At 62.0% G+C, this 25,718-nt stretch carries 25 protein-coding genes; 15 read left to right on the plus strand and 10 right to left on the minus strand.

Going from position 1 to position 25,718, the window contains the following annotated elements; genetic code table 11:
* Window positions 1-4 precede the first annotated feature (4 nt).
* A complete protein-coding gene (locus tag C8348_RS12340) occupies window positions 5-802 on the minus strand; it encodes a class I SAM-dependent methyltransferase (RefSeq protein WP_106753652.1) in 798 nt (265 codons plus the stop codon).
* Between the two features lie 137 nt (window positions 803-939).
* On the opposite strand from C8348_RS12340, the gene gloB reads away from it, so the two are divergent.
* Both gloB and C8348_RS12350 read left to right on the plus strand, forming a co-directional pair.
* On the plus strand, window positions 940-1,713 hold the full coding sequence (gene gloB, locus C8348_RS12345) for a hydroxyacylglutathione hydrolase (RefSeq protein ID WP_106753653.1): 774 nt from the start codon (window positions 940-942) through the stop codon (window positions 1,711-1,713).
* A gap of 3 nt (window positions 1,714-1,716) precedes the next feature.
* Window positions 1,717-2,160 carry a cupin domain-containing protein gene (locus C8348_RS12350; protein WP_106753654.1) on the plus strand — a complete coding sequence of 148 codons (444 nt, stop codon included), beginning with the start codon at window positions 1,717-1,719 and terminating at the stop codon, window positions 2,158-2,160.
* 296 nt (window positions 2,161-2,456) lie between these two features.
* On the opposite strand, the gene typA is transcribed toward C8348_RS12350, so the two are convergent.
* On the minus strand, window positions 2,457-4,277 hold the full coding sequence (typA, locus tag C8348_RS12355; RefSeq protein ID WP_106753655.1) for a translational GTPase TypA: 1,821 nt from the start codon (window positions 4,275-4,277) through the stop codon (window positions 2,457-2,459).
* A 267-nt stretch (window positions 4,278-4,544) separates the two neighbouring features.
* Here typA and C8348_RS12360 point away from each other — a divergent pair, with 267 nt between their 5' ends.
* The 4 genes from C8348_RS12360 to folK all read left to right on the plus strand — a co-directional run bounded on the left by C8348_RS12360 (window position 4,545) and on the right by folK (window position 7,698).
* Window positions 4,545-4,979, plus strand: a complete 435-nt coding sequence (locus C8348_RS12360) for a MarR family winged helix-turn-helix transcriptional regulator (RefSeq protein WP_208983724.1) — start codon at window positions 4,545-4,547, stop codon at window positions 4,977-4,979.
* Window positions 4,980-5,016: 37 nt separating this feature from the next.
* Window positions 5,017-6,195 (plus strand): multidrug effflux MFS transporter, encoded by a 1,179-nt coding sequence (locus C8348_RS12365; RefSeq protein ID WP_244293999.1) that lies wholly within the window; start codon window positions 5,017-5,019, stop codon window positions 6,193-6,195.
* Window positions 6,196-6,352: 157 nt separating this feature from the next.
* Window positions 6,353-7,195 (plus strand): dihydropteroate synthase, encoded by an 843-nt coding sequence (gene folP / locus C8348_RS12370; RefSeq protein ID WP_198647033.1) that lies wholly within the window; start codon window positions 6,353-6,355, stop codon window positions 7,193-7,195.
* Entirely contained in the window at window positions 7,192-7,698 is a 507-nt protein-coding gene (folK, locus tag C8348_RS12375) for a 2-amino-4-hydroxy-6-hydroxymethyldihydropteridine diphosphokinase (protein ID WP_279629393.1), read from the plus strand. Before folP ends, folK begins: the two co-directional genes overlap by 4 nt.
* A gap of 67 nt (window positions 7,699-7,765) precedes the next feature.
* Here the strand turns inward: folK and C8348_RS12380 are convergent, their stop codons facing one another.
* The gene (locus tag C8348_RS12380; protein WP_106753658.1) at window positions 7,766-8,500 is read right to left on the minus strand and encodes a glycoside hydrolase family 25 protein; all 735 of its coding nucleotides are present in this window, start codon (window positions 8,498-8,500) and stop codon (window positions 7,766-7,768) included.
* A gap of 169 nt (window positions 8,501-8,669) precedes the next feature.
* Between C8348_RS12380 and C8348_RS12385 the strand changes: the two genes are divergently transcribed.
* On the plus strand, window positions 8,670-9,281 hold the full coding sequence (locus tag C8348_RS12385) for a glutathione S-transferase family protein (RefSeq protein ID WP_106753659.1): 612 nt from the start codon (window positions 8,670-8,672) through the stop codon (window positions 9,279-9,281).
* 88 nt (window positions 9,282-9,369) lie between these two features.
* Window positions 9,370-10,179: an exodeoxyribonuclease III gene (gene xth / locus C8348_RS12390; RefSeq protein WP_106753835.1), complete on the plus strand. Its 810-nt coding sequence runs from the start codon at window positions 9,370-9,372 to the stop codon at window positions 10,177-10,179.
* A gap of 18 nt (window positions 10,180-10,197) precedes the next feature.
* Here the strand turns inward: xth and C8348_RS12395 are convergent, their stop codons facing one another.
* On the minus strand, window positions 10,198-11,172 hold the full coding sequence (locus tag C8348_RS12395; RefSeq protein ID WP_106753836.1) for an NADPH:quinone oxidoreductase family protein: 975 nt from the start codon (window positions 11,170-11,172) through the stop codon (window positions 10,198-10,200).
* A 202-nt stretch (window positions 11,173-11,374) separates the two neighbouring features.
* On the opposite strand from C8348_RS12395, the gene C8348_RS12400 reads away from it, so the two are divergent.
* The gene (locus C8348_RS12400) at window positions 11,375-11,962 is read left to right on the plus strand and encodes an RNA methyltransferase (RefSeq protein ID WP_106753660.1); all 588 of its coding nucleotides are present in this window, start codon (window positions 11,375-11,377) and stop codon (window positions 11,960-11,962) included.
* 44 nt (window positions 11,963-12,006) lie between these two features.
* On the opposite strand, the gene C8348_RS12405 is transcribed toward C8348_RS12400, so the two are convergent.
* Entirely contained in the window at window positions 12,007-12,585 is a 579-nt protein-coding gene (locus C8348_RS12405; protein WP_279629394.1) for a sigma-70 family RNA polymerase sigma factor, read from the minus strand.
* A gap of 207 nt (window positions 12,586-12,792) precedes the next feature.
* Between C8348_RS12405 and C8348_RS12410 the strand changes: the two genes are divergently transcribed.
* Together C8348_RS12410 and rlmN are read left to right on the plus strand one after the other, a co-directional pair.
* Window positions 12,793-13,350: an invasion associated locus B family protein gene (locus C8348_RS12410; RefSeq protein WP_208983725.1), complete on the plus strand. Its 558-nt coding sequence runs from the start codon at window positions 12,793-12,795 to the stop codon at window positions 13,348-13,350.
* A gap of 277 nt (window positions 13,351-13,627) precedes the next feature.
* A complete protein-coding gene (gene rlmN, locus C8348_RS12415) occupies window positions 13,628-14,857 on the plus strand; it encodes a dual-specificity RNA methyltransferase RlmN (RefSeq protein ID WP_106753662.1) in 1,230 nt (409 codons plus the stop codon).
* A 58-nt stretch (window positions 14,858-14,915) separates the two neighbouring features.
* Here rlmN and C8348_RS12420 read toward each other — a convergent pair whose 3' ends face one another.
* Window positions 14,916-17,105 (minus strand): xanthine dehydrogenase family protein molybdopterin-binding subunit, encoded by a 2,190-nt coding sequence (locus C8348_RS12420; RefSeq protein ID WP_106753663.1) that lies wholly within the window; start codon window positions 17,103-17,105, stop codon window positions 14,916-14,918.
* 3 nt (window positions 17,106-17,108) lie between these two features.
* Window positions 17,109-17,570 carry a (2Fe-2S)-binding protein gene (locus C8348_RS12425; protein ID WP_106753664.1) on the minus strand — a complete coding sequence of 154 codons (462 nt, stop codon included), beginning with the start codon at window positions 17,568-17,570 and terminating at the stop codon, window positions 17,109-17,111.
* 124 nt (window positions 17,571-17,694) lie between these two features.
* Between C8348_RS12425 and C8348_RS12430 the strand changes: the two genes are divergently transcribed.
* Window positions 17,695-18,300, plus strand: a complete 606-nt coding sequence (locus C8348_RS12430; protein ID WP_106753665.1) for a TetR/AcrR family transcriptional regulator — start codon at window positions 17,695-17,697, stop codon at window positions 18,298-18,300.
* A gap of 141 nt (window positions 18,301-18,441) precedes the next feature.
* Here the strand turns inward: C8348_RS12430 and C8348_RS12435 are convergent, their stop codons facing one another.
* Together C8348_RS12435 and C8348_RS12440 are read right to left on the minus strand one after the other, a co-directional pair.
* A complete protein-coding gene (locus C8348_RS12435) occupies window positions 18,442-20,583 on the minus strand; it encodes a methyl-accepting chemotaxis protein (protein ID WP_106753666.1) in 2,142 nt (713 codons plus the stop codon).
* A 372-nt stretch (window positions 20,584-20,955) separates the two neighbouring features.
* Window positions 20,956-22,512 (minus strand): OpgD/OpgG family glucan biosynthesis protein, encoded by a 1,557-nt coding sequence (locus tag C8348_RS12440; RefSeq protein WP_106753667.1) that lies wholly within the window; start codon window positions 22,510-22,512, stop codon window positions 20,956-20,958.
* A 267-nt stretch (window positions 22,513-22,779) separates the two neighbouring features.
* Between C8348_RS12440 and C8348_RS12445 the strand changes: the two genes are divergently transcribed.
* From C8348_RS12445 to C8348_RS12455, 3 genes are all read left to right on the plus strand, one after another.
* Complete coding sequence (locus C8348_RS12445) at window positions 22,780-24,000, plus strand: argininosuccinate synthase (RefSeq protein ID WP_106753668.1); 1,221 nt, start codon at window positions 22,780-22,782, stop codon at window positions 23,998-24,000.
* Window positions 24,001-24,136: 136 nt separating this feature from the next.
* Window positions 24,137-24,796 (plus strand): trimeric intracellular cation channel family protein, encoded by a 660-nt coding sequence (locus C8348_RS12450; protein ID WP_106753669.1) that lies wholly within the window; start codon window positions 24,137-24,139, stop codon window positions 24,794-24,796.
* Between the two features lie 102 nt (window positions 24,797-24,898).
* Complete coding sequence (locus C8348_RS12455; protein WP_106753670.1) at window positions 24,899-25,291, plus strand: VOC family protein; 393 nt, start codon at window positions 24,899-24,901, stop codon at window positions 25,289-25,291.
* Between the two features lie 52 nt (window positions 25,292-25,343).
* On the opposite strand, the gene C8348_RS12460 is transcribed toward C8348_RS12455, so the two are convergent.
* On the minus strand, window positions 25,344-25,712 hold the full coding sequence (locus C8348_RS12460; protein WP_106753671.1) for a lipopolysaccharide assembly protein LapA domain-containing protein: 369 nt from the start codon (window positions 25,710-25,712) through the stop codon (window positions 25,344-25,346).
* Window positions 25,713-25,718 lie beyond the last annotated feature (6 nt).

A 25,718-nucleotide genomic window follows, 5' to 3' on the forward strand; every position in this document is an offset into this window, starting at 1 on the left:
GGCGTCAGCGGGACCTTGGCTTGCGCCGGACATGCGGGTGCCTGGCCGAGCCGGGGCCGGCCGGCTTCATTCCGGTGGTGACACCTTCGGGCACGAAGACCGGCCGCAGGATGCGCAGCATGCTCTTGCCGTTTTCCGCCTGAAGGCCGCGATGGACCCGCTTTTCCGCTTCGATCACCAGAATGCCGCCAAAGGCTGGCCAAAGCGCCCGCCCCAGAGCTTCCCAAGTCCGGGCACTGCGCAGGATAAACCTGGATCGGCTTGGGGGCAGATACAGCGCCTCCTCCTTCGCAATCACGTCGAACTGGCAGGTCTTCAGAAGGCTCTGAATCTGTCCCTTTGAAAAGGGCCGGCCATAGCCAAAGGGTGATGTTTCGGACTGCGACCACAGGCCACTGCGGTTGGGCACGATGACGATGAGCTTGCCGCCGGGCACCAGAACCCGCCAGGCCTCGCGCAATGTGGCGGCCGGGTCGCCGCTGAAGTCCAGCGCGTGGACAATGATGGCCCGGTCAAACACGGCATCCGAAAACGGCAACTGGTTCACTTCGACGAGGACGGCACCATTGGCGCGCTCCCGTGGCCAATGCACGCAACCCTGCTGGGCCGGCATGGCTGCAACACAACGGGCCGCTTCATCCATGTAGGGGCGCAGGAATGGGCCGGCATAACCGAGGCCGAGCAGTGCTTCGCCCTTCGCACTCGGCCACAGGGCGCGGATCCGGGTGCCGACAAGGCTGCGCAGGAGGCGGCCAAGCGGCAGGTCATAGAAGGTTCTGAGGTCGGCGACGTCGAGATACATGGGCCATCCGCTTCTGGTCGGCGCGATTGAACCTTGCCTTGCCCGGCAACGCAAGCCGTTATGCCGTCGCGCTTTTGCTTGCCCCCGCGCCGCCACTTTGCCACTCTCCGCCCGACCAACGGCACAGGGAGCCAACCATGACACGCCTCGCCCGGCGGCAGTTCATCTGCCTCACCGACAATTACGGCGTCCTTCTGAAGGATGAGGTCAGCCACACGGTCATTGCCGTCGATGTGCCTGATGCAGCACCTTACCTTCAGGAACTGCGCGAAACCGGCTGGCGGCTGACGCATATCCTGATCACCCACCATCACTGGGATCACGTCCAGGGGCTCAGCGCCCTCAAGCAGGCAACGGGCGCGAAAGTGATCGGTCCTGCCTTGTCGCGGGACAAGATCCAGGATCTGGATGACGTCGTCGAGGACGGTGATACGCTCGATGTCGGCGGGTTGCGCGTCGATGCGCTTGCCACGCCCGGGCATACGCTGGACCAGATTTCCTGGCACTTCCCGGAAGGCGGTGTGGCGCATACCGGCGACACGCTGTTCTCGCTCGGCTGCGGCCGTGTGTTTGAGGGCGACCTGGCGATGATGTGGGCGTCGCTGGCCAAGCTGATGCGCCAGCTGCCCGATGAAACCGTGATTTACTGCGGCCATGAGTATACGCTGTCGAATGCCCGGTTTGCTCTGGCGATGGACCCGGATAACGCGGCGCTGCGGCAGCGGGTGCAGGAGGTGGAGCGGCTGCGCAGCGAACACCTGCCAACGCTGCCGACCACGATGGCCAGGGAGAAGGCGACCAATCCGTTCTTGCGTGCTGCCGATCCCGTCTTCGCCGAGAAACTCGGCATGGCGGGTGCCGCGCCGGCCGAGGTCTTTGCCAAACTGCGCAATGCTAAGGACACGTTCTGAACCATGCACCTGACTGATCTTTCCCTCACCGAAGTCATCGACCGCCTTGGCATGCAACCTCACCCGGAAGGAGGCTTCTATGTCGAAGCCTTTCGGGACAGCGAAACCGACGAGACCGGGCGTCCGGTCTCGACATCGATCTATTTCCTGTTGCCCGAAGGGGTGGTCTCGCGCTGGCACCGGATTGATGCCGTGGAAGTCTGGCACTGGTACGGCGGTGCGCCGCTTGAACTGTTCGTCAGCGAAGATGGTCAGACCGCCAAGCTTGTGACCCTCGGGGACGATCTGCCGGCTGGCCAGCATCCGCAGGCGATCGTTCCGCGTCATGCCTGGCAGCAGGCGCAGAGCCTTGGGGACTACACGCTCGTCGGCTGCACGGTCGCGCCCGGCTTCATCTTTGATACATTCGAAATGGCCCCGGAGGGCTGGGAACCTGGCAAGCGCTAGGATCGCAGCCAGAACAGGCCATACAAACGAAAAAGGGCCGCCCGGCGAACGGGCGGCTCTTAGACTGCTGACAAACCCTCTATGGTCATCCCGGACGCAGCGAAGCGGAGATCCGGGACCGGAGAGCCAATGTCTCTCACGGGTTAGCTGGTTGAAATATAGAGGCCTCGACTCTCCGGTCCCGGCTCGGCGCTGCGCTTGGCCGGGATGACGATGGTTAGGTCGAGGGTCATACAAACAAAAAGGGCCGCCCGGTGACGGGCGGCCCTTTAAATTTGCAGATAACACAGTCTGGCTCAGTTGCCCTTGGAGGCCGAGCGTTCGGCGCGCTTGCGGTCGTTCGGGTCCAGCAGGGCCTTGCGCAGGCGAATGCTCTTCGGTGTCACTTCGACCAGTTCGTCATCGGCGATGTAGGACAGCGCGGCTTCGAGGCTGAGGCGGATCGGCGTGGTCAGCTTCACGGCTTCGTCCTTGCCGGCGGCACGGATGTTGGTGAGCTGCTTGCCCTTGAGGATGTTCACCTCGAGGTCATTGCCACGGGTGTGCTCGCCGATGATCATGCCCTGGTAAACCTTGACGCCCGGCTCGATCATCATCGAGCCGCGATCTTCCAGGTTGAACATGGCGTAAGCCACCGCTTCACCGTCGCCGTTGGAGATCAGCACGCCGGTGTGGCGGGTCGGAATGTCGCCCTTGTAGGGGGCGTATTCGTGGAACACGCGGTTGAAGATTGCGGTGCCACGGGTGTCAGACAGCAGCTCGCCCTGGTAGCCGATCAGGCCACGGGTCGGCGCATAGAACTGCAGGCGCGTGCGACCACCACCGGACGGGCGCATCTCGCGCAGCTCGCCCTTGCGCTCGGACAGCTTCTGCACGACGACGCCGGAATGTTCCTCGTCGACGTCGATGGTGACTTCCTCGATCGGCTCGAGACGGTTGCCCTTCTCGTCGAACTGATACACCACGCGCGGACGGCCGACGCAGAGTTCGAAGCCTTCGCGGCGCATGTTTTCGATCAGGATGGCGAGCTGCAGTTCGCCGCGGCCTGCGACGATGAAGGCATCACCCTCGGCAGTGTCTTCAATCTTCAGCGCGACGTTGCCTTCGGCTTCGTCCATCAGGCGCTTGCGGATCACGCGGGACTGGACCTTGTCGCCCTCGGTGCCGGCGAGCGGGCCGTCGTTGACGAAGAAGGTCATCGAGAGGGTCGGCGGATCAATCGGCTGGGCCTTGATTGGAAGGCTCACGTCCATCGAGCAGAGCGTGTCGGCGACGGTGGCTTCCTGCATGCCGGCAATGGCGATGATGTCGCCAGCTTCGCCCTTTTCAATTGGCTGGCGCTCCAGGCCACGGAACGCGAGCACCTTCGAAATGCGACCGGTCTCGACAACCTTGCCTTCGCGGGACAGGGCCTTGATCGGCATGTTCGGGATCGCTTCGCCAGCGACAATGCGGCCGGTCAGGATGCGGCCCAGGAACGGGTTGCTCTCGATCGTGGTGGCCAGCATCCGGAACGAGCCTTCTTCGGCCGTCGGTGCGGGGATGTGCTTGATGATCAGATCAAACAGCGGAGCCATGGATTCGGCCGGGCCGGCCGGGTCGTTGGCCATCCACTCCTGCTTGGCAGAACCGTAGATGACCGGGAAGTCGAGCTGCTCTTCGTTGGCGTCAAGAGCGGCGAAAAGGTCGAACACTTCGTCGAGGACTTCTTCGGCGCGCTGTTCCGGCTTGTCGATCTTGTTGATCGCGACGATCGGCTTGAGGCCGAGCTTCAGCGCCTTGCCGAGCACGAACTTGGTCTGCGGCATCGGGCCTTCTGCGGCATCCACCAGCAGGACGACGCCGTCGACCATGTGCAGGATGCGCTCGACTTCGCCGCCAAAGTCAGCGTGACCCGGGGTGTCCACGATGTTGATGCGGGTGTCGTTCCAGACGAGGGAGGTCACCTTCGCCAGAATGGTGATGCCGCGCTCACGCTCCAGGTCGTTGGAGTCCATCATGCGCTCTTCCGTGCGCTGGTTGTCGCGGAAGGAGCCCGACTTCTTGAGAAGGACGTCGATCAGGGTGGTCTTGCCATGGTCGACGTGGGCGATGATGGCGATGTTGCGCAGGTTCATTAATGGCTCCAAAAGACACGACGGGCCTTGGCCCGCAGTCGCGTGTCCTTGCATAGTGGCTCCCCGCCATCTGCTGGCGGTACGAAAAGTCGCGCTCTGTATAGTGCGGAAGCCGGATTTGTGCAACGCGGCAGCTTCACTTGACGTGATGTCGAGGCATGTGTAGTTAATAAGGAAGCCTTACTATCAGTCTGTCTTATCAAAATGCCCGATTTTGTCGCTCCTCAACGCCGGCCTGAACCGCTGGATCCGCCCCTTGGGCTGCTCTTGACCGACGTTGCCCGGTTGCTACGCCGCCGCCTCGATGTCGCGCTGGAACAGGTCGACACCGGCCTCACGCCGGCAGAGGCGCGGGCCATCAACATCATTCGCCGCATGCCCGGCCGGCGGCAGGGCGTGCTTGCCGAACTGATGGGGATCGAGCCCATGAGCCTCGTCAGTCATCTCGACCGGCTGGAGCAGGGCGGCATCATTCGCCGGGTTGTCGATCCGGGTGACCGGCGGGCGCGGATCATAGAGCTGACTGACGCGGCCGCTCCTGTTCTGCTGCGCATCGATGAAGCGTTGGCCCTGGTGAGGGCGGAACTGACTGCCGGTCTCGATGAAGCGCAGGCCGAACAACTCCATGCCCTGCTGCAGCACGTGAAGTCCAGCCTGGGCGAAGCTGATGCCCGGCCGCAACCGGTCTTTCCCTGCTTTTGAGTGAAGGTGCGCAATGCGTGACCAGTCGATACCCTTGATGAGTGAACGGCGAACTGCTGCCCTGGGCGCGGCGCTGGTTGCCATCGGTCCGGTGACCATGGCGCTCTACACGCCGGCCATGCCTGTGCTCGCAGAGGCATTCGACACCAGCCGGTCGATGATCAAGCTGACGTTGACAGCCTATTTCGCGGGTTTTGCCCTGACCCAGCTGTTCTGCGGCCCGTTGACCGATGCGTTCGGGCGGCGACCCGTGACCTTGGCTTTCCTGCTGCTTTATCTCGGGTCGACCTTGCTTGCGACCTTTGCCCCGACCGTCGAGTGGATGATTGTCGCACGGACCTTGCAAGGGGTTGGAGCGGCCGTCGGCATTTCGGTGTCGCGCGCAATCGTGCGCGACCAGTTCACCGGGCAGACGTCGGCGCGGATCATGAATGCCATTGGCACCATGCTGGCCATCGGGCCGGCGGTTTCCCCGACCATTGGCGGCCTGACGCTGGAGTATTTTGGCTGGCGTGAGATCTTCTGGTTCATGGTCGTCTACGGCGTCGTCCTGATGCTGGCGGTTGCGCTCTGGATGGCGGAGACGAACCGCTTTATCGACCGGGCCAACCTGCGCCCGGCGCGGCTTGTTGCCAACTACCTCGCGCTCTTGCGCGATCCGCAGTTCTTGCGGCCCAGCCTTCTGGTCGGGTTTGGCATTGGCTCGATCTACACGCTGGCAACGATCCTGCCCTTCGTCCTGATCGACCGGATCGGCCTGTCCCCCAGCCAGTTCGGGGTCGGCATGATGGTCCAGTCGGGCTGCTTTATCAGCGGGACACTGGTGACAGGGCGGCTGTTGCGGCGTGTGGATGCAGATCGGCTCATCCCCTACGGGCTGGCCGGGCTCGTCCTCGCCTCGCTGGCGATGGTTGCGGCGCACCAGCTGCTGCCGCCGTCCTTTCTTGGTGTCATGCTGCCAGTTGGCCTGTTCGCTTTCTCTCTGGCGACCGTATTGCCGGCTGCAATGACTGCGTCGCTCCAGGGCTTCCCGCAGATGGCCGGAGCGGCGGCTTCGATGACCGGGTTCCTGCAGTTCGGAACCGGGATCCTCGGCAGTCTCCTGGCGGCCTGGCTCGGGGATCCGTATCTCGCGATGTTGATCGTGGCGCCGGGTATGCCTTTGCTGGCAGTGCTGTCCTATCTCGCCCTGACCCCGCTGGCGAAGCCTCGGTAACAAGTTCATGGCGGTTTCTTGCGGGCCGGCACCGTGTCGTGGCTTGACCTTGGCCAGGGGACGCGCGATGACGCACGACCGTGACGTTCTTGCTTGTCCGGGCGCCGGTCCTGGGCCTGTCCTGGCGGTCGCGGGGCCTTTGAGGAACCACTCGGTAATGGCGCATAAACAATACATCCTGCCCTCGGCTGGCGATCGCTGCCATGTCATGGGCATACTCAATGTCACACCGGACTCCTTTTCCGACGGCGGCCGTCACGAGGCGGCCGAAGCGGCCCTGGCGCATGCCAGGGCAATGATCGCCGAAGGCGCTGACATCATCGACATCGGTGCCGAGAGCACCCGGCCGGGGGCTGCTGCCGTCGATGAAACAGCCGAGTGGGCGCGGCTGGAACCGGTTCTGGAGCCTGTGATCGCGCTCGGGGTCCCCGTTTCCATCGACACCTATAAGGCCGCAATTGCCCGCAGGGCCTGTGCGCTGGGCGCTGCCCTTGTCAATGATGTCTGGGGCCTGCAGAAAGATCCTGCCATGGCTGATGTGGTGGCCGAGGCGGGCGTCCCGGTGGTAATGATGCACAATCGGCTTGAGGCCGATGCGTCCATCGACATCCTTTCGGACATGGACCGCTTTTTCGAGCGCTCGATGGAGATGGCAGCGCGCGCCAGGATCCCGCGTGAACGGCAGATTCTTGATCCGGGCTTTGGTTTCGGCAAGACGATGGACCAGAACTATCTTGTCCTAAACCGCCTTGATCACCTTGCCCGCCATGGATTGCCCGTCCTTGCGGGCGCATCGCGCAAGCGCATGATCGGTGCCGTTCTGGACGTTCCGACCGGGGAGCGGCTGTTTGGTTCGCTAGCCGTGCATCTCCTGGCTTCCGAGCGGGGGGCGGTGATTGTGCGGGTGCATGATGTGCGGCCGCATGTCGAGGCGCTCGCCATTCAGGCTGCCATGCGGCGCGAGGCATTTGCTGGCGAACCAGTGAGGACAGGGCATTGACGCATGTTGCGGGCGCCTGGCAGCGCGCGGCGCTGGGCCTTGGCTCAAATATGGGCGATCCAAAGGCCAATCTTGCCCGGGCCATTGCCCTTATTGATACCACTCCCGGTATCCGGGTCCGCGATGTTTCTCCGGCCTACCGGACGCCGCCGTGGGGACCGGTGCCGCAGGATGATTATCGCAATATCTGCCTTGTCATCGAGACGACGCTCGCGCCGGTCGATCTGCTGCGCCGCTGTCTGGCGGTAGAGAAGCAGATGGGGCGGGTGCGGGATGTGCGCTGGGGGCCGCGTCTCATTGATATCGACGTGCTGTTGTATGAAGACACCAAGCTCGATCATCCCGAGCTGACCATCCCGCATCCGCGCATGGCCGAGCGGGCCTTTGTGCTGGTGCCGCTCGCCGATATCTGGCCTGATGCGGTGATCAGGGAGGGCCTGACGGTTGCTGGTGCTTTTGCCTCCTGCTCCGGCCGGGAAGGCGTCACCCGCCTCGAGGATTGATAACTCGCCTCAAGGAAAACGCCCGGAAAGCCGGGCGTTTTTGTTCGCGATCATATTGTGGCTCACGTCACGGGTTCGGCAACTCGCCGCGCAGCCATTGCTGCCACTGTCGCTTGGTACCGAAGAAGACGTTACGGTCGACATCACCCTTGATGCCGGGGACCTGGCCTTTGGCGGTGTATTGCCAGAACACCCAGTCGTCCCGCTTCGAGTACATGTGCATCGGGTGCCGCGCCACCGAGCGGATCCAGAAGTCATGTGCGGTAAAGTGCCCGACAAGGATTTCGCGGTGGAAGTCGACGGTTGTGTAGACGATGGGACGCTTGCCATAATGTGCCTGCAGCGCATCGAGGAAGAGGGTCATTTCGGCGACAATCTTGCCCTGCGGCGGACGGATCCGGCAGTTCTTGGATTCGCCGTTCCACTCCATGTCCAGGACCGGTGGCAGGGCTGTAGGATCGACCGGAACGTTCTGGATGAACCAGGCGATCTGGTCCTCAACCGGCCGGCAGAAGTAATAGAAATGGTAAGCGCCGCGCGGCACGCCGGCGGCTTTGGCCGCGTTCCAGTTTTCCACGAATTTCGGATCGAGGAAATCGCCGCCCTCTGTCGCCTTGATAAAGGCGAACTGAGTGCCGGCCTTGCGCACGGTGTGCCAGTCGATATCGCCCTGCCAGCGGGAGATGTCGATGCCGTGGATCGGGAAATCCGATGGCACAGGGTCCCTGTCCTCATAGGACGCGCAGGCTGTGAGCGAGAAGGTCAGCAGGAAGACGGCCAGACGGCGCGGGAACGCGAGCACGGGAACCCCTCAGGTTAACGAAATACAAAAATCGACCCTCAAAATGCGGCAAATTCCCTAACGGACCGTAGAGAAATCGTGGCGGGAATGGGGCATTTGTGATCGGCACGTCGGTGTGGTCTTGTCTGGATCCAACTGGCCCTTGGGGACAGGGCGCGGGAGAATGGAAATGGATGGCATCACACTGTATGGCGCGTTGAATTCGGGGCATTCCTTCAAGGTTCGCCTGTTGCTGCTGATGGCCGGGGTGCCGCATCACTATGTCGCGATCGATATCAGCCAGCCCCGAGATGCGCGTCCGGCTGATTTCCGAAGCGTATCGCCGTTCGGCGAGGTGCCGGTTTTGGTCCAGAACGGCCAGAACCTGGCGCAGTCGAACGCCCTGCTCCTGCACTTGTCGCGGCAGACTGGCGTACTCGGGGCCGAAGATGAGGCGGGTTGGACCGCGATCACGTCGTGGCTGTTCTGGGAGGCGAACCGGATCGGCCGGTCCTACCCGAACCTGCGCTGGTATCGCCGGTTTGACGACAGCGGTGATCCTGCCCTGGTGCGCTGGTTTGAAGAGACGGCCCGGGTAGATCTCGATCGGATGGAGCGCGAACTTGCCTCGCGCGCCTTCCTGCTGGGGCACCCGACCATCGCGGATCTCTCGTTGGGCGCTTATCTCCTGTATGGCGACGATGTCGGTCTCGACATGAACGCGTGGCCGGCGGTGATGGCCTGGCTCGACCGGATCCGTGCGTTGCCTGGCTATCGTCCGCCGCTGGACATCATGGGCTGACGCCGGCCCAGGGCCTGGAAAACGCTCTAGGCTTGCCCGGGCAAGCCGCATATGAATGACACTCCTGCCTGATTTTCCGGATTCGCCCATGACCGACCGCCTGACGATTGCCACCTGGAACATCAATTCCGTGCGTCTGCGCATGCCGATTGTCGAGAAGTTCCTGAACGAGCAGGCGCCGGATGTCCTGTGCCTGCAGGAAACCAAATGTCCAGACGCGAACTTTCCGGAGGGAGCTTTCCGCAAGCTCGGCTACGAGCATCTCGCAATCAACGGGCAGAAGGGCTACCACGGTGTGGCGATTGTCTCGAAGCGCCCGCTGTCGGACCTTGAACGCCGTGACTTCTGCGGCAAGGGCGATGCGCGGCATCTGGCCGTCACTGTGCCTTTTGGCGAGGATCAGGTCCGGGTGCATAATTTCTACGTTCCGGCCGGCGGCGACGAACCTGACCGCGAGATCAACGACAAGTTCGGTCACAAGCTCGACTTCATGGCCGAGATGCGGGCCTGGCTGGTTGATGGTGAGGCCAGTCGTCCTGCGGTCGTCGTAGGCGATCTCAATGTCGCGCCCTATGAGCATGATGTCTGGTCACACAAGGCACTGTTGAAAGTTGTGTCGCACACGCCGGTCGAGACGGAGTTGTTCGAGGCCATTCGCACCGGCGGGGACTGGGTTGATGCCATGCGCCAGATCGTGCCGATGTCCGACAAGCTCTATACGTGGTGGAGCTACCGGGCCAAGGACTGGAATGCGGCGGACAAGGGGCGCCGGCTTGACCATGTCTGGCTTTCGCGCCCGCTCGCGGGTGCGTTGAAGGAAACCATTGTTCTGCGCGAGGCGCGGGGCTGGGAAAAGCCCTCGGACCACGTGCCTGTGATCGCCGTCCTGGAAGCCTGAGCGGGCGTTTGTCCCGCCTCAGGGCCTGACGATGATCTTGCCACGTACCTTGCGGTCGGCGATCTCCTGGATCGCTTCCGCAGTCCGGTCCATCGGATAGATCGCGTGGATATGCGGCTTCAGTTTGCCCTGGCGGACCCAGTCGAGGATCTGCGTCATGTTTGACCAGTGGCCTTCCGGGTCGCGGATGATCGCTTCGCCCCAGAACACGCCCTGGACATCGCAGCCCTTCAGCATGACGAGGTTCAGCGGGATCTTCGGGATTTCGCCAGCGGCAAAGCCGACGACCAGATAACGGCCTTCCCACGCAGTGGCGCGCAGTGCCTGTTCCGCCATGTCGCCGCCAACCGGGTCATAGACGACGTCAGCCCCCATACCACTGGTCAGGGCCTTGAGCCTTTCCTTCAGCGGTTCGTTTGCATAGTTGATGGTCTCATGGGCGCCGAGGCTGCGGGCGAAGGCCAGCTTGTCGTCGGAGGATGCGCAGGCGATCACCCGGGCCCCCATGATGTTGGCGATTTCGATGGCGGCCTGCCCGACACCGCCGGCTGCGCCCAGGACGGCGACCGTCTCGCCCTCCTGCAGTTTTGCCCGGTCCCGGAAGGCATGCAGTGTTGTGCCGTATGTCACCGAAAGGCCTGCAGCTGCCTCGAAAGAAATTCCGTCCGGCATCGGAACGAGATCATCTTCGATGGCGATGACAAACTCGCGGGCGGCCCCAAAGCGCACGTAGCCGATCACCGGGTCGCCCGGGCGGAACCGGTCAACATCGTCGCCGATTGCCTCGACAATGCCGGAAAACTCGGCAGCCGGAGAAAACGGCAGTTCCGGCCGGATCTGGTACTTGCCCTCGATGATCAGCGTGTCGAAAAAATTGAGCGCGAAAGCCTTCACGCGGACCTTGACCTCACCTGGTCCCGGATGAGGATCGTCCAGCGTTTCGAGTGTCAGGCTGGATGCCGGTCCAAGGCTGCGGCACAAAACGGCTTTCACGATCATTTCCCCCCGGAATTCCCGAATAACGTAGCGTATTGCCTAGCATGGCCCGGGCCCTGCGGAAAGATTCCGCGTTGCAAAAGATAACGAGGCTGCGCTTGAACCGATCCGGAACGTCAGGCAAACAGGCCGCACGAACAAGGCGGGTCACGTGAGTGTGACATGTGCCGCAATCAGGGAAGCAGGGAAGCAGCCGGCGATGCGTGGATATTTTGCAGTAGGGGCGGAAGGCCTGTCGAAACGGATGAACCTCGGCAACCTGATGCGCTCGGCCCACGCCTTTGGCGCCAGTTTCTTTTTCACCGTTGATGCAGGACCCGCGATCCGGCGTGCGCCGCGCTCGGACACATCGAACAGCCCGGATCATCTCCCCTTGTTCGCCTGGGACACCGTGGAGATGATGGACTTGCCGGCAAAATGCCAGCTGGTTGGCGTTGAACTGACCGACGATGCCATTGACCTGCCGAGCTTCATGCATCCCTTGAGGGCGGCCTATGTGCTGGGGCCGGAGCGGGGCTCGCTGTCCTCGGCGATGCTTGCCCGTTGTGACCATGTGATCCGGATCCCGACCAAGTTCTGCATCAACGTGGCGACTGCCGGGGCTATTGTTCTCTATGACCGGCACCGTGCCCTCGGCCGCTACGCTGATCGGCCGGTTGCCTCAGGCGGGCCGAAGGGTGACAGGGCGGCTCATGCCCATGGTGGCCCCATTTTTCGCAGCGGTCGGCAGGTGCCGGGATGGGAGCGCGGCGGCGGGGCAGGCAGTTCCGGCGATCCGGTGGAATAGGTCAGATACCTGTACGAAGCTGGCCGGCACAGTGCCGGTAGCCTTCAGTCGATATCGACGGCGGCATCGGCCTCGAGCAGTTGCCGCAGCCGGGCAAAGGCAAGGCGGATACGGGACTTGACGGTTCCGAGCGGCAGGCCGGTCTGCTCGGCAATTTCGCTGTGCGACAGACCCAGGAAAAACGCCTGCCGCACAACTTCGCGCTGGTTCTCAGGCAACTGGCTGATGGCTGCCCTGACCCGCTCTTCCCGCAGTCCGGCGTCCATCTGGACATCGGCATCTTCAGGGGCCACAGGATGCAGTGACGGGTCTTCCGCGTCCAGGGCCCCGGACTTCTGACGGCGAAGAGCGTCAATGCGGCGATTGCGGGCGATACGGAACAGCCAGGTGCTTGCCGAGGCTTTGGAGGCATCGAACAGCGCAGCCTTACGCCACAAGATAACCATCGCCTCCTGCGCGATTTCCTCGGCCGTGGCCGCATCGCTGCCCAGTTGCATCAGGTATCCCTTGATGCGCGGCGCGAAGTGATCGAACAACTCGGCAAATGCAGCTTGATCCTGAGACTGCGCAACCTGTTCGATCAGTTTTGAAAAATACTGCGCCTGAATCACCGCAGACTTCACTCCCAGACCTTGTGTTTTGCGTGCGTGCTTGCCGGTGTAACCGGTTTTGACGTCACACTCTCGCCCGATTTATGCAGCCAGCGTGCTCGAATTGGGAGCCAATAATACCGACTGCGACGACAAGCGCCATCCGTGAGATTGGCTTTCAACCCTTTCGTAACCGTCTTTAAGGTAGGCTTAAGCCACTGTTTATAAGCCGGTAGGCGTTTGAATAAAATCGAAGCGAATAACGCGCAAGGAAACGGTGTGGAGATGATGCAAGCACGTACACTGGTTACCGCCGGTCTGTTCCTGGCCCTGTCCGGTGCTGCCGCCTTCGCCCAGGCCCCGACGCCGCTGGGTGAACCGACTCGGGATTGGGCAGCTTTCACGCATTCAAGCGGAGGCGGCAAGGTCTGCTTCGCGCTGACGCGGCCGAAGGTGATGGCGCCAAGCGACCGCAATCACGGAGAAGTGTTCTTCTTCGTTTCGACCCGCAAGGCTGAAGGTGTGGCCAATGAGCCGAGCTTTCAGGTTGGTTATCCCTTGAAGGAAGGGACGCCGGCGGTGGTCGATATTGATGGAAAGACCTTCAACATGTTCACCAAGGGCGATGGCGCCTGGGTGGAAAACGCAGCAGCAGAGCAGCAGCTCATAGCGGCGATGAAGGCTGGCAAGAAAATGTTGATCAAGGCCCAGTCGGCGCGTGGGACTGCAACCAGCTATGAATTCTCGCTGGCAGGCGTTTCCGCTTCCGTTGACACGGCCGCCAAGGCCTGTCGCTGACATTACTTTCCTGCGGGCCCTTGCATGGGCCCGTCTGGGATTGCACCTGGTTTGTTCCGGAGGGGCTGCTCTCGCTCCGGGACTGGTGCTCCCGTGTCGGCAGGCTGGTTGATTTTCTCTCGGTTTTGTGGTTCTTCCCTTGTAAAGGTCGTGGCTCCGTGAGGATGCCGCGCCATTTTTGTTTGATGCGCGGGACTTTCCTTCGGAAGCCGCGCGGCGCAGGTGCCCAGGTGGCGGGATGCGCCCTATCCCTTGAAGCAGGACAGAAGCGACCGACATGGCGATCACGCTTGACCTTGCGCAGCGCGCAGACATTTCCCGGCCGGCATCTGCCGCCATGGCGGCGAACCTTGTTGCCGCCCCGGAGAAGCCGACGCTCATCGGGCTTGATCGCGCTGGCCTTGCTGAGGCAATGGCCTCGATCGACATTCCCGAGCGCCAGCGCAAGATGCGAGCGCAGCAACTGTGGCATTGGCTTTATGTGCGCGGCGCCTCCGACTTTGGTCAGATGACCAACATCGCCAAGGACCTGCGTGTCACGCTCGATGATCATTTCAGCATTGCACGGCCGGAAATCGTGTCCGAGCAGATCTCGGTCGACGGCACCCGCAAGTGGCTGTTTCGCTTTCCGCCGCGTGGCGCAGGTCGCCCTGTCGAGATTGAAACGGTCTACATTCCGGAAGAAGGGCGCGGCACGCTCTGCGTTTCCTCTCAAGTTGGCTGCACGTTGACCTGTACCTTCTGCCATACCGGCACCCAGAAGATGGTCCGCAACCTGACCTCGGAAGAGATCCTGTCGCAGGTGCTGATCGCGCGCGACCGCCTTGGCGATTTCCCGGATGCGGCGACACCGCAGGGTGCCATCGTCCCCTCCGAAGGCCGGCTGGTGACCAATGTGGTCATGATGGGCATGGGTGAGCCGCTCTATAATTTCGACAATGTGAAACAGGCACTTCTGATCGCGTCTGACGGTGATGGTCTGTCCCTGTCCAAGCGCCGGATTACGTTGTCGACCTCCGGCGTGGTGCCGGAAATTGCCCGCACGGGTGACGAAATCGGCTGCATGCTGGCGATTTCGCTCCATGCTGTCCGCGATGACCTGCGCGACGTGCTTGTACCGATCAACAAGAAGTGGCCGATCAAGGATCTTCTGGACGCCTGCCGCCGCTATCCGGGGCTGTCCAATGCCAAACGCATCACGTTCGAATATGTGATGCTCAAGGGCGTCAATGACAGCGATGCGGACGCACGCGAACTGGTGCGGCTGCTGGCTGGTATTCCGGCGAAGATCAACCTGATCCCGTTCAATCCCTGGCCGGGCTCTGAATACGAGTGCTCGGACTGGGAGCGCATCGAGCATTTCGCCGACATCGTCAACCGAGCCGGTTATGCCTCTCCGATCCGCACGCCGCGCGGCCGCGATATCTTTGCCGCCTGCGGTCAGCTGAAATCAGCATCGGAGCGGATGCGCAAGAAAGACCGCGACGCGCTGGACGGTGCGGCCTGATCTTACGGAGTTGCGTGACAACAGGTCTGAGGCCGCCCATTGGGCGGCCTCTTCTCTTTCAGGCCAGACCGCTGCGGGAGAACGGCAGGTTTGTCACCCACTCGCCACGTGCCGCAGCAATCGCATTGGCAACGGCCGGGCCGATGGGCGGCGTTCCAGGTTCGCCGATGCCGGTCGGGGCCTCCGTCGAGGGGATGATGTGGACCTCGATCTGTGGCATGTCCGTCAGGCGCAGCGGCAGATAGCTGTCGAAGTTTGACTGGTCCACTTCGCCCGCCGTCAGCGTGATCTCGTTGCGCAGGATGGCACCAAGGCCATAACCGATGCCGCCTTCGATCTGGGCCTTGATGTTGTCCGGATTGACCGGCACGCCGCAGTCGACAGCGCAGACGACCTTTTCCACTTTCACCGTTCCGTCATCCCGGAACGAGATTTCTGCGATCTCTGCCACGTAGCTGTTGAATGACTTGTGCACGGCGACACCACGGAAACGGCCCTCGGCCAAGGGAGTACCCCAGCCCGCTTTCTCTGCCGTCAGCTTCAGCACCGCCAGCTTGCGCGGGTCGTTCTTCAGCAGCTCCTCGCGATAGGCGACCGGGTCCTTGCCGGCTTCCCGGGCGACCCGGTCCAGCATCGTTTCCATGACATAGGCCGTGTGAGTGTGGCCGACCGATCGCCACCACAGGACAGGCACTGCGGTCTTGGCGTTGTGGACCTCGACATGCAGGTTTTCCAGCGCGTAAGGGGTGTTGCCAAGTCCCTCGACGCTGGTCTCATCAACGCCGTTCTTGACGACGAAAGACTCGAAGGCCGTACCGATCATGATCGACTTGCCGGCAACCCGATGATTCCAGCCGACGATCCGGCCTTCGGCATCGAGGCCGACGCGAACCTTGTGCGCCATCATGGGACGATAGTAGCCGCCCTTGATGTCATCCTCGCGGGTCCAGACAATCTTCAAGTGACGGGGCGCATTGCCCTTGTCGAGCCAGGCCTTCGCCAGAAGGGCAGCCTCGGCAAAATAGTGGCTGTCCGGCTGGGCGCGGCGACCGAACGAACCGCCTGCCCATAGGGTGTTGATGGCAATCTTGTCCGGGGTGAGGCCGAGGACCTGGGCTGCGACCATCTGGTCGATGGTCTGGAACTGGGCCCCGGTCCAGAAGGTCGCCGTGCTGCCGTCGAACAGCACGGTGATATCCAGCGGCTCCATCGGTGCATGGGCAAGGAAGGGGAAGCTGTAGTCGGCTTCGATGACCTTGGCAGCGCCGGCAAGCGCGGCTTCGGCGTCGCCCTCGCCGTGGGCCTTGAGGCCGGGCTGGGCAGTCAGTTCGGCCAGTTCCTTTGCCATTTCGTCACTTGAGCGCATTTCGGCTGCGCTGTCGTCAAAGGTGACGCTCAGTGCGTCGCGTCCCTGCATGGCGGACCAGGTGTCCTTTGCCAGAACGGCGACACCGCTGGGCAGGCCAATGATATCACTGACCCCGTCGACTGCCCGTGCGGCGCTGTCATCGAAGCTGGCCACTGTGCCGCCGAAGCGGTTCGGCCGGGCAAGGACGGCAACCAGCATGTTGTCGAAGCGCTGGTCCATGCCGTAGACGCCGGCAGCGCCGGTCGTCTTGCTGCGCGTATCCAGGCGCGGGAACGATTTGCCGATATAGACCCACTGGTCGGGCGTCTTGAGCGGTGCTTCGGCCGGAACTGGCTCGGCGGACGCGAGGCCGGCCATCTCGCCAAATCCTGCAGACTTGCCCGAGGCATGGCTGAGATTGCCCGCGCTGACGGTGATCTCGCCGGCCGGAACCGACCAGGCCTTGGCCGCAGCGGCAATGAGCATGGCGCGCGCGGTTGCCCCCGCCTGGCGATATTGCTGGAAGGAATTTGCGATGGCGGTGGAGCCGCCCGTGCCCTGCATGCCGAAGAAGAGGTTCTTGTAGACCTCCGCATTGGCCGGTGCGAATTCGACCTGGACCTGATCCCAGGCGGCATCCAGTTCGTCGGCAACCAGCGTGGCAAGGCCTGTGGCAATGCCCTGGCCCTTGTCGAGGTGTTTTGACAACACCATCACGCTGCCATCGGCACGGATGTGGAGGAAAGGTTGCACGAGACTGTCGCCAGTTGCGGCTTTTGCCGGGCTGCCGGGAAGTCGCAGGGCAAGCAGCAGGCCGCCGGCAGCGCCAGCGGTCAGCTTGAGGAAGGTGCGGCGGGACGGGGTGGCAGCGGCGATCGGACTTGTCAGATGGTGCAGCATGGATCAGCCCTCCAGCTTTTCGGCAGCGAGATGGATGGCGCTGCGGATCCGGGCATAGGTGGCGCAGCGGCAGACATTGCCGTCCATGGCCGCGTCGATGTCCTCATCGGTCGGTTTTGGCGTTTCGGTCAGAAGAGCAGTTGCGGCCATGATCTGCCCGGACTGGCAATAGCCGCATTGCGGCACGTCGAGTTCCGTCCAGGCCGCGCGGATGGCGGCCGCAGCCGGCGATTCAATGCCTTCGATCGTCGTGATGTTGGCCCCTTCCGCGTCACCGAGGAAGGTCTGGCAGGAGCGGACCGGGGTGCCATCGAGATGAATGGTACAGGCACCGCACTGGGCAACGCCGCAGCCGAATTTCGTTCCAGTAAGACCGAGTGTGTCGCGCAGGATCCAGAGAAGGGGCGTCTCTGGATCCGCGTCGATAACGCGCGCCTCCCCGTTCAAGGTTAGGGAAATTGCCATGTCACGTCTCCCGTGGCTAAAACCTGGCTGAAGGAGTAAACTACACGGTGCAGTTTACATCCGGTCCGAGCCATCTGTAAACTCCCGAGTTTACATAGGGTGCATTTTTTGAGATCAAAGCCCCATGAGCGAGAGTCAGGGCCTTTCTGTCAGCGACCAGAAGCGCAAGCAGATCATCGAGGCAGCGATTGCGGAGTTTCAGGAACGGGGATTTGCCGGGGCCAGCATGGACCGCATCTCCGATCGTGCCGCCGTGTCCAAGCGCACGGTCTACAATCACTTCGCCAGCAAGGACGTGCTGTTCCGGGCCATCATCGATTGTCTGACGGACCGCATGCTTGCGGCGCTTGATGTGGTTTATGTTCCGGGTGAAGACTTCAGGACGCAGCTGTTGCGTCTCGGCTGGGCCGAAGGAAATCTCCTGATCGATCCCTGTTTCATGCGCATGGCGCGGATGCTGATGGGCGAAACCATCCGTCATCCGGCGCTCGCGGCCGAGTTTGCCCAGCAGGTCGACAAGATGCGCGCCTTTGGCGCATTCATGGACGCAGCCTTCGCCGACGGTGCGCTGACGCAGGGCACGCCCGAGCTTGCTGCGACCCAGTTCATGGGCCTGATCAAGGCGCGTGGGTTCTATCCCTACCTCATGACGGGCGGCGCGCCTGACCGTGCAACGATGCAGGCCATCGTCGATGACGCCGTTTCCCTGATGATCAAGGCGTACACCTGAGGCGCCTCTGGAACTGAAGGCCAGCGTCTACTTGCCTCAGCTTGATGAGACCGAGCGAGATCCAGGAAGCAAACGCGGGTTGTCAGTGGTCAAAGGCCGACGCGATGCGCCGGCCTCTGTCATTCATCCGATCGGTCGCGGTCAGGCTGCTGCGACGTTGCGCAGGAACGAACTTACCAGATGGCCAAGCTGATCGACCCGACCGGCTACAGAGCCGGATGCCGTGTCGACTTCGTTGGCACAGGTTCGGGTTTCCGCCACCGAACTGGTCACTTCGTTCATGTTGCGGGCTGCGGCCACCGTGCTGCTGGAGGTGTCGCTTGCGCTGCGGCTGATTTCCCGCGTGGCTGCGTCCTGTTCCTGTACGGCGGCGGCAATCGAGCTGGTGTACTGGTTTGCCTTGTCCATGATTTCGGCAATGCCGCTGATGGCGCGAACAGCGTCACCGGTCCAGGACTGGATTTCAGAGACCTGGCCGCTGATTTCCTCGGTAGCCTTGGAGGTCTGGTTGGCCAGTTCCTTGACTTCGGCGGCAACGACCGCAAAGCCACGGCCAGCTTCCCCGGCACGGGCGGCCTCAATCGTGGCATTCAGGGCAAGAAGGTTGGTCTGTTCGGCGATGGCGCGAATAAGGTCGACAACTTCCCCGATTCGTTGCGCGGCCGTGGCGAGATTGTTCATCTTCTCGTTGCTCTCGATGGCCTGCTGCGTCGCATCACGGATGACAAGGGTTGTCTCGTTGACGCGGCCACCGATCTCGGAAATCGAAGCGGAAAGCTCCTCGGCTGCGGATGCGACGACCTGCACGTTCTCCGACGCCGTTGTTGTCGCGTCCGCTGCATTGCCTGCGGTCGCTGCGGCTGAGGTCGAGATCCGGATCAGGTTCTGTGCCGTTGTCTGCATCTGCTGCATGTTGGAGGCCACAGATCCAAGCATTTCCTCTGACTGGAAGCGGAACTGGTCGAGCAGGTCCTCGATCCGCTTCTGCCGTGCCAGGCGTTCTTCCTGCTCGCGCGCTTCGGCGGCAGCAAGACGCGCTTGTTCGGCCACGGTATCGCGGAAGCCGGCGATGGCCTGGGCAATATCGCCGATTTCGTCCTTGCGGCTTGCTGCCGTGAAGTCGACGTCGACATTGCCGCCGGCAAGCTCGGAGGCATCGCGCACCAGCCCCTGGATAGGCCGAACAATGCCACGGGCGATGAACAGGCCAACCAGCGCCACAACGACGGCAGCGCCGGCGAAGATAAACAGGATCTGGTTGCGCAGTTGCCGTGCTGGCGCGGTCACCTCGTCATAATCCTGAACGGCGACGATGGCCCAGTTCGTGCCCTGGAATTCAAGTGGCGTGACAGCGGCAACAAAAGTCGCGTTACGGTACCCGGTCAACTCGCCGGCGGCGGTCTTGCCGGAGATGCCGGCAGCAATAATGTCGCCACTGAGTTCAGTCACCTGGATATCGTTCACCTCGGGCGACTTGGCTGAGTCCGCCCGGAACCGTCCATCTGCGCCAATCAGGATGGTCTCACCACTGACCCCAAGTCCACCAGCCTGGCCCATGATGCTGTTCAGGCGATCAACCGGCATCTGGAAGGCAAGCACGCCAATCCGCTCCCCATCGCGAAAGACGGGAGTTGCGATAAAACTGGCCTGGGCCCCGTTGCTGGGGCCGTAGCCTTGGAAGTCGAAGAAAGCTGCGGTCCCGGCCGGCGACATGGCAGCAGCCCGGAACGCGTTGCCGAGATCGCTCTCTTTCCAAGTGCCGGTGTTCAGGTTGGTCGCGTAGTCCAGTTCCTTGAAGACCGTGTAGATCAGATCTCCCGACTGGTTGAACAGAAAGATGTCATAGTAGCCGCGGGTCTTGAGGAAGTCGCGCAGCCAGGGATGGTAAGTGCCGTGAACTGTATCATAGGCGCTCGTCCCGGCACTCATCAGGGCGTCTTTTTCCCCGGTCGGGTTCGGATTGTCCTCGATATAGGCCTTCTGCAGCGTTGCATGCGGATTTTCACCAAGTTGTTTCCATGCATCGTCATAAGCAAGCAGTGCCTGCGAGACCATCGGACTGCGGCTGATGACGGACAGGTCTTCGACGATACTGCCCAGATACTGCGCCAGTTCGGCCTTCCGGGCTTCCGCCAGGGCCTCGAGTTTGACTTCCGATGCCTTGAGCAGTTCACTTGAACTGCTCTGGTAGGACAGAACGCCGATGAGTGCGCCGGTTGCCAGGGCGCAGCCGACGAGCGCTGCGGGAATCCGGATGCTCAGCCGTGCAAGCGAAAATGCCATTTTTCTGTTCCCAACCTGTCCTGCTTCGGGACTGTTGAATCCACTAAGCGCCTGTTGCTTTAATAAATGTCTAAAGTTCTCGGTCTTCAGTGGCGCAACGGAAGTTGTTGTTCAATTTTATCGGCTTGCGCGGTTGCGGGTTGTTCGTTAGGTAAAGGAAAGATTGTTTCGATATTCTGCATCTATTTCACTATAGCGAACATTGTGAACATGTTCGTTTCTGTTCGATTTCGCTCACATAGGTGTGGGGTCTGGCGCTAGGTACTTGCTATCCTTTCAGCTGACCATCTCTAACCCTGCAAGGCCCTTGAAAGAAAAAGGACCGGCTATAACCGGTCCTTTCTCTTGGTTCCAAATCGGCAGCAAGGTGATTTACTGCAGGCGCGCGACCAGTTCATGCGTGATCTGGCCAAGCCAGGTTTCGCTGACCACATCGTCACCCTTCTTCAGGTAGACGCGGGCTTCGATCGGGTCGTGATCGGCAACCTTGGCGTCGAAGATCAGGCGCCAGCGGTCGGTTCCGACAACCGGCAGCAGATACGGGTTGATGGCTTCGCCGCGCGACAGTTCCACAACTGGCTTCACGCCATCGCTCTGGCCGAGGCCCTTGAGAGCCGGACCTTCGAAGTCGATGGACACCTTGATCTGGTCTGCCGGGCGCGGCTGGCCCGGGACACCGCCCTGGCCGACGCGGGTTGCAACCGTGCGCGAACCCACGCCCGGAAGCGGATGGTGGTCCTTCCAGTACATGCGATAGGCAAAGCGCCGCTCCTCGCCGGCGACCGGCAGGGTCTTCGGCAGGAAGTAGGCAACGATGTTGTCGTAGATCTCGTCGTCGGTCGGGATTTCGACCAGCTGGACAGCGCCTTCACCGAACGGAGCCTGCGGCTCGATCCACACCGACGGACGCTTGTCGTAGAACACGCCATCGTCTTCATAGTTGACGAAAGCTCGGTCACGCTGGGCAAGGCCAAAGCCCTTCAGGTTGGACGCCTGGAAGGTCGAGGTGCGCAGGCCCTTCGGGTTGTTCAGCGGACGCCAGATCTGCTCGCCATTTTCCATGACGATGGACAGGCCGTCGGTGTCATGCACCTCCGGACGCCAGTCGAGGCCCATCGAGCGGTTGGTCTCCGAGTACCAGTACATGCTGGTCAGCGGAGCGATCCCAAGGCGTTCAACGGGGGCGCGGAAGAACAGGCGGCTGTCGATGTCGATGGTCTGACCTTCGCCATCGGCGTTGCGCATGGTCATCTTGTAGGCGCCAGCAACGCTCGGGCTGTCGAGCAGTGCGTAAAGGATCATGGTCTCGTCGGCATTCTCGCCCGGCGCGAGCCAGAACGAGGTGAAGCGCGGGAACTCTTCCGGCTGCGACATGCCGGTGTTGAGCGCCAGGCCGCGGGCGGACTGGCCGTACTGGTTGGACTGGCCGTCGGTGCGGAAGTAGGACGCGCCGAGGAAGGAGATCCAGTCGGTCTTCAGATCGCCGCGCATGATGCGGAAACCGGCAAAGCCGATATCTGCCGGCAGATCACGGGCCGGGCTGTCGTCCGGGCTGGCGAAGTAGCTCGGATCATAGAGAATCTCGCGGGCAACACCGCTGTTGACCTCGTAGATCCTGACCGGCTGCTTGAAGTAGCGGCCAAGGTGGAAGAACTGCACCGGAGCCGTCTCTGAGATCTTCACGGTCTCGTCTGCATCGAAGCGGATCTTCCAGTGCGCATCAAAGTCGATCTTTTCCAGCGTCTCGGCAGCACGCGTGCGCGTTTCGACATAGGGCTTGGCACCAAGTGCCTTTGCCTGATCGATCACGGCGTCGAAGCTGAACGGTTCGGCTGGGCCGCGCTTGGCGGACAGGTCGCCGGCGACCACGGGGAGGGCAGGGGCGGCGAGAATTCCAAGGAGCAGAAGGCAGGAAGCGATGAAACGCATGGGTCACCCTTGTGGCAAAGGCGCCTGAAGCTGCAGGGAGGCAACGAGCGCCTCCCCACAAGGCGGCGGCGGAAAATACATCTGCCCCCGAATGCCTGCAAGCGGCTGATTCGCGGCGATGCATTCCATTTCCGAACAAGGTGAAGCCGCCTTACAAAAGGACTTTCCACTGCGCACGGTCCTGACTAGAGTGCCGGCGGTTTTGATGGCATTCGAACCTGGTTTCGGACGGCCAAATCTTTCGCAGAACAGCATCGGACATTTCTCATGGCCCATGGCGACATCAAGAAGGTCGTGCTTGCCTATTCCGGCGGCCTCGACACCTCCATCATCCTGAAGTGGCTCCAGACGGAGCTGGGCGCCGAAGTGGTGACCTTTACCGCCGACCTCGGCCAGGGCGAAGAACTGGAACCGGCGCGCAAGAAGGCCGAGATGCTGGGCATCAAGGAAATCTTCATCGAGGACGTGCGCGAGGAATTCGTCCGCGACTTCGTGTTCCCGATGTTCCGCGCCAACGCCGTCTATGAAGGCGTCTACCTGCTGGGTACATCCATCGCCCGCCCGCTGATTTCCAAGCATCTGATCGAGATCGCCAAGAAGACCGGCGCGGACGCGATTGCCCATGGTGCGACCGGCAAGGGGAACGACCAGGTTCGCTTCGAGCTGTCGGCCTATGCGCTCAATCCGGACATCAAGATCATCGCGCCGTGGCGTGACTGGACCTTCAAGAGCCGCACCGACCTCCTGGACTTCGCCGAGAAGCACCAGATTCCGGTGGCCAAGGACAAGAAGGGCGAGGCGCCGTTCTCCGTCGATGCCAACCTGCTGCACTCGTCCTCCGAGGGCAAGGTGCTTGAAGACCCGGCTATGGAAGCCCCGGAATACGTGCACATGCGCACGATCTCTCCGGAAGCTGCCCCGGATAAGGCCACCGTCATCAAGATCGGCTTCGAGCGCGGCGACGCCGTGTCGATCAACGGCGAGCGTCTGTCTCCGGCAACGCTGCTGGCCAAGCTCAATGACTATGGCCGCGACAACGGCATCGGCCGTCTTGATCTCGTCGAGAACCGTTTCGTCGGCATGAAGAGCCGTGGCGTCTACGAGACCCCGGGTGGCACCATCCTGCTCACCGCCCACCGGGCCATGGAATCGATCACGCTGGACCGTGGCGCTGCGCATCTCAAGGACGAGATCATGCCGCGCTATGCCGAGCTGATCTATTACGGCTTCTGGTTCTCGCCGGAGCGCGAGATGCTCCAGGCTCTCATTGACAAGAGCCAGGAGCACGTCGAGGGCGAAGTGACGCTGAAGCTCTACAAGGGCAATGTCATGGTCATCGGCCGCGAGAGCCCGAAGTCCCTCTACTCCGACAAGCTGGTCACCTTCGAGGATGACCAGGGCGCCTATGACCAGAAAGACGCGGCCGGCTTCATCAAGCTGAACGCCTTGCGCCTGCGCACGCTTGCCAAGCGCAACATGCTCGGCTGAACTGTTCTTTCAGTTTAGATCGGTCCCGGCGCGAGGCTCTTCGCGCCGGGATTTTTGTTTGTCGTCTGGCGCCGGACAGTGCACCGCTGCTGTGATACCGTCATGCGTATCCAGCTGTGCCAAATCGAGATTGACCATGGATCTGACACTGGGCTTGCCAATCGACCCGCTGCTGAATTTCCTGCAGGTGCTGGATTATCTCGGCGTTGCCGTGTTCGCGGTGACTGGGGCAATCGTCGCCTCACGCAAGAATATGGACCTTATCGCGTTCCTCTTCTTTGCCACCATGACCGGTATCGGCGGTGGTACGTTGCGCGACCTGATGCTCGGTGTGCCGGTGTTCTGGACGAAGTCAGAAGGCTATCTGCTTGTCTGCTTCGGCGTCAGCATCCTGATGTGGTTCGGCGCCCATGTCGTCGAGAGCTGGGGCAAGCCGCTGCGCTGGGCCGATGCGATAGGGCTGGCTGCCTATTGCGTGATGGGATCGGCAAAGGCTCTGTCAGTCTCCGACATGCCGGTTGTCGCCGTCCTGATGGGTGTGCTCACGGCTACGTTCGGCGGGGTTCTGCGGGATGTCGTGGTGGGCGATCCCTCGGCCATCGTTAAGCCGGAGTTGTATATTTCCGCAGCTGTGATCGGTTCCACGGTCTTTGTCGTGTTGACTGTGCTCGGGCTTGCCCTCTGGCCGGCGGCCATCATCGGTGCCGCAGCCGCTTTTGTCCTGCGGGCAGGGGCCATCGCACGTGGCTGGACGTTACCTGGCTACCGTCCGCCAGTATCCGGCGGCAAGTCCTGATACGGAGATGCTTCACGCCAAGCGCGCTTCCTCCGTAGATTTCACGGGAACATGCTGGCATTGTCAGCGAGGTCGTCAAACGCTGTTCGCCGTGAGGGCATCATGACAAGACATGGGCATTTTCACTGGAATGAGTTGAACACGCGCGATCCGGAAAGGGCGCGCATGTTCTATGGCGCCACCTTGGGCTGGGCCTTCTCGGAGATCCCGATGGAAGATGGCGTCTATTGGGTCGCCATGATGGACGGCTGCCCCGTTGCCGGCATCTTCACCATGACCAGCCCGGACTTTGATGGCCTGCCGGAGCACTGGTTTTCCTACCTCGCCGTCGATGACGTCGATGCACGAGTGGGGCAGGCCGTACAGGCCGGCGCCGAGCTGATCCGTCCGCCCTTTGAAGCTCCTGGTGCCGGGCGCCTCGCCATCGTTCGAGATCCGTCGGGCGCGGTGCTTGGGTGGATCACGCCGGAGGCCGACGACGCAACCGGCAGCTAAGGCTCAACAGTTGAAGGGCGCGCGCAGTTCAAGGGCCGGTGGATTGCGGCCTTCAGGCAGCGCGACTGTCCTTGCCGGGGGCGGGCAGGGCAGGGCCACCGGTCGTTGTCGACTTGTCTGCCACGACTGCACGCAGTTGATCTGCCTCCCGATGCCACTTGTCGGCTTCGCTGCGCTTCACCCGTGCCTCCCGACGCCATTTGCCCTGTTTGGCCCAGGCACCGAGACCGCCGAGCAGGATGCCGACGAGAATGGCGGCGAAGATTACCCAGAACAGCGGCACATCCGTAATGGTCAGGCGTGGATCTTGCGGATCAAACGGATTGAGCGAGATGTTGACGCCATGGCGGTTGGCAACAGACAGCGGCAACAGCACAAGTGCAATGATGAACAGGATGATGTTCTTCAGGAAGCGTGTCACGGGTCG

It is taken from the genome of Pannonibacter carbonis (assembly GCF_003012935.1).
GTDB lineage: Bacteria > Pseudomonadota > Alphaproteobacteria > Rhizobiales > Stappiaceae > Pannonibacter > Pannonibacter carbonis.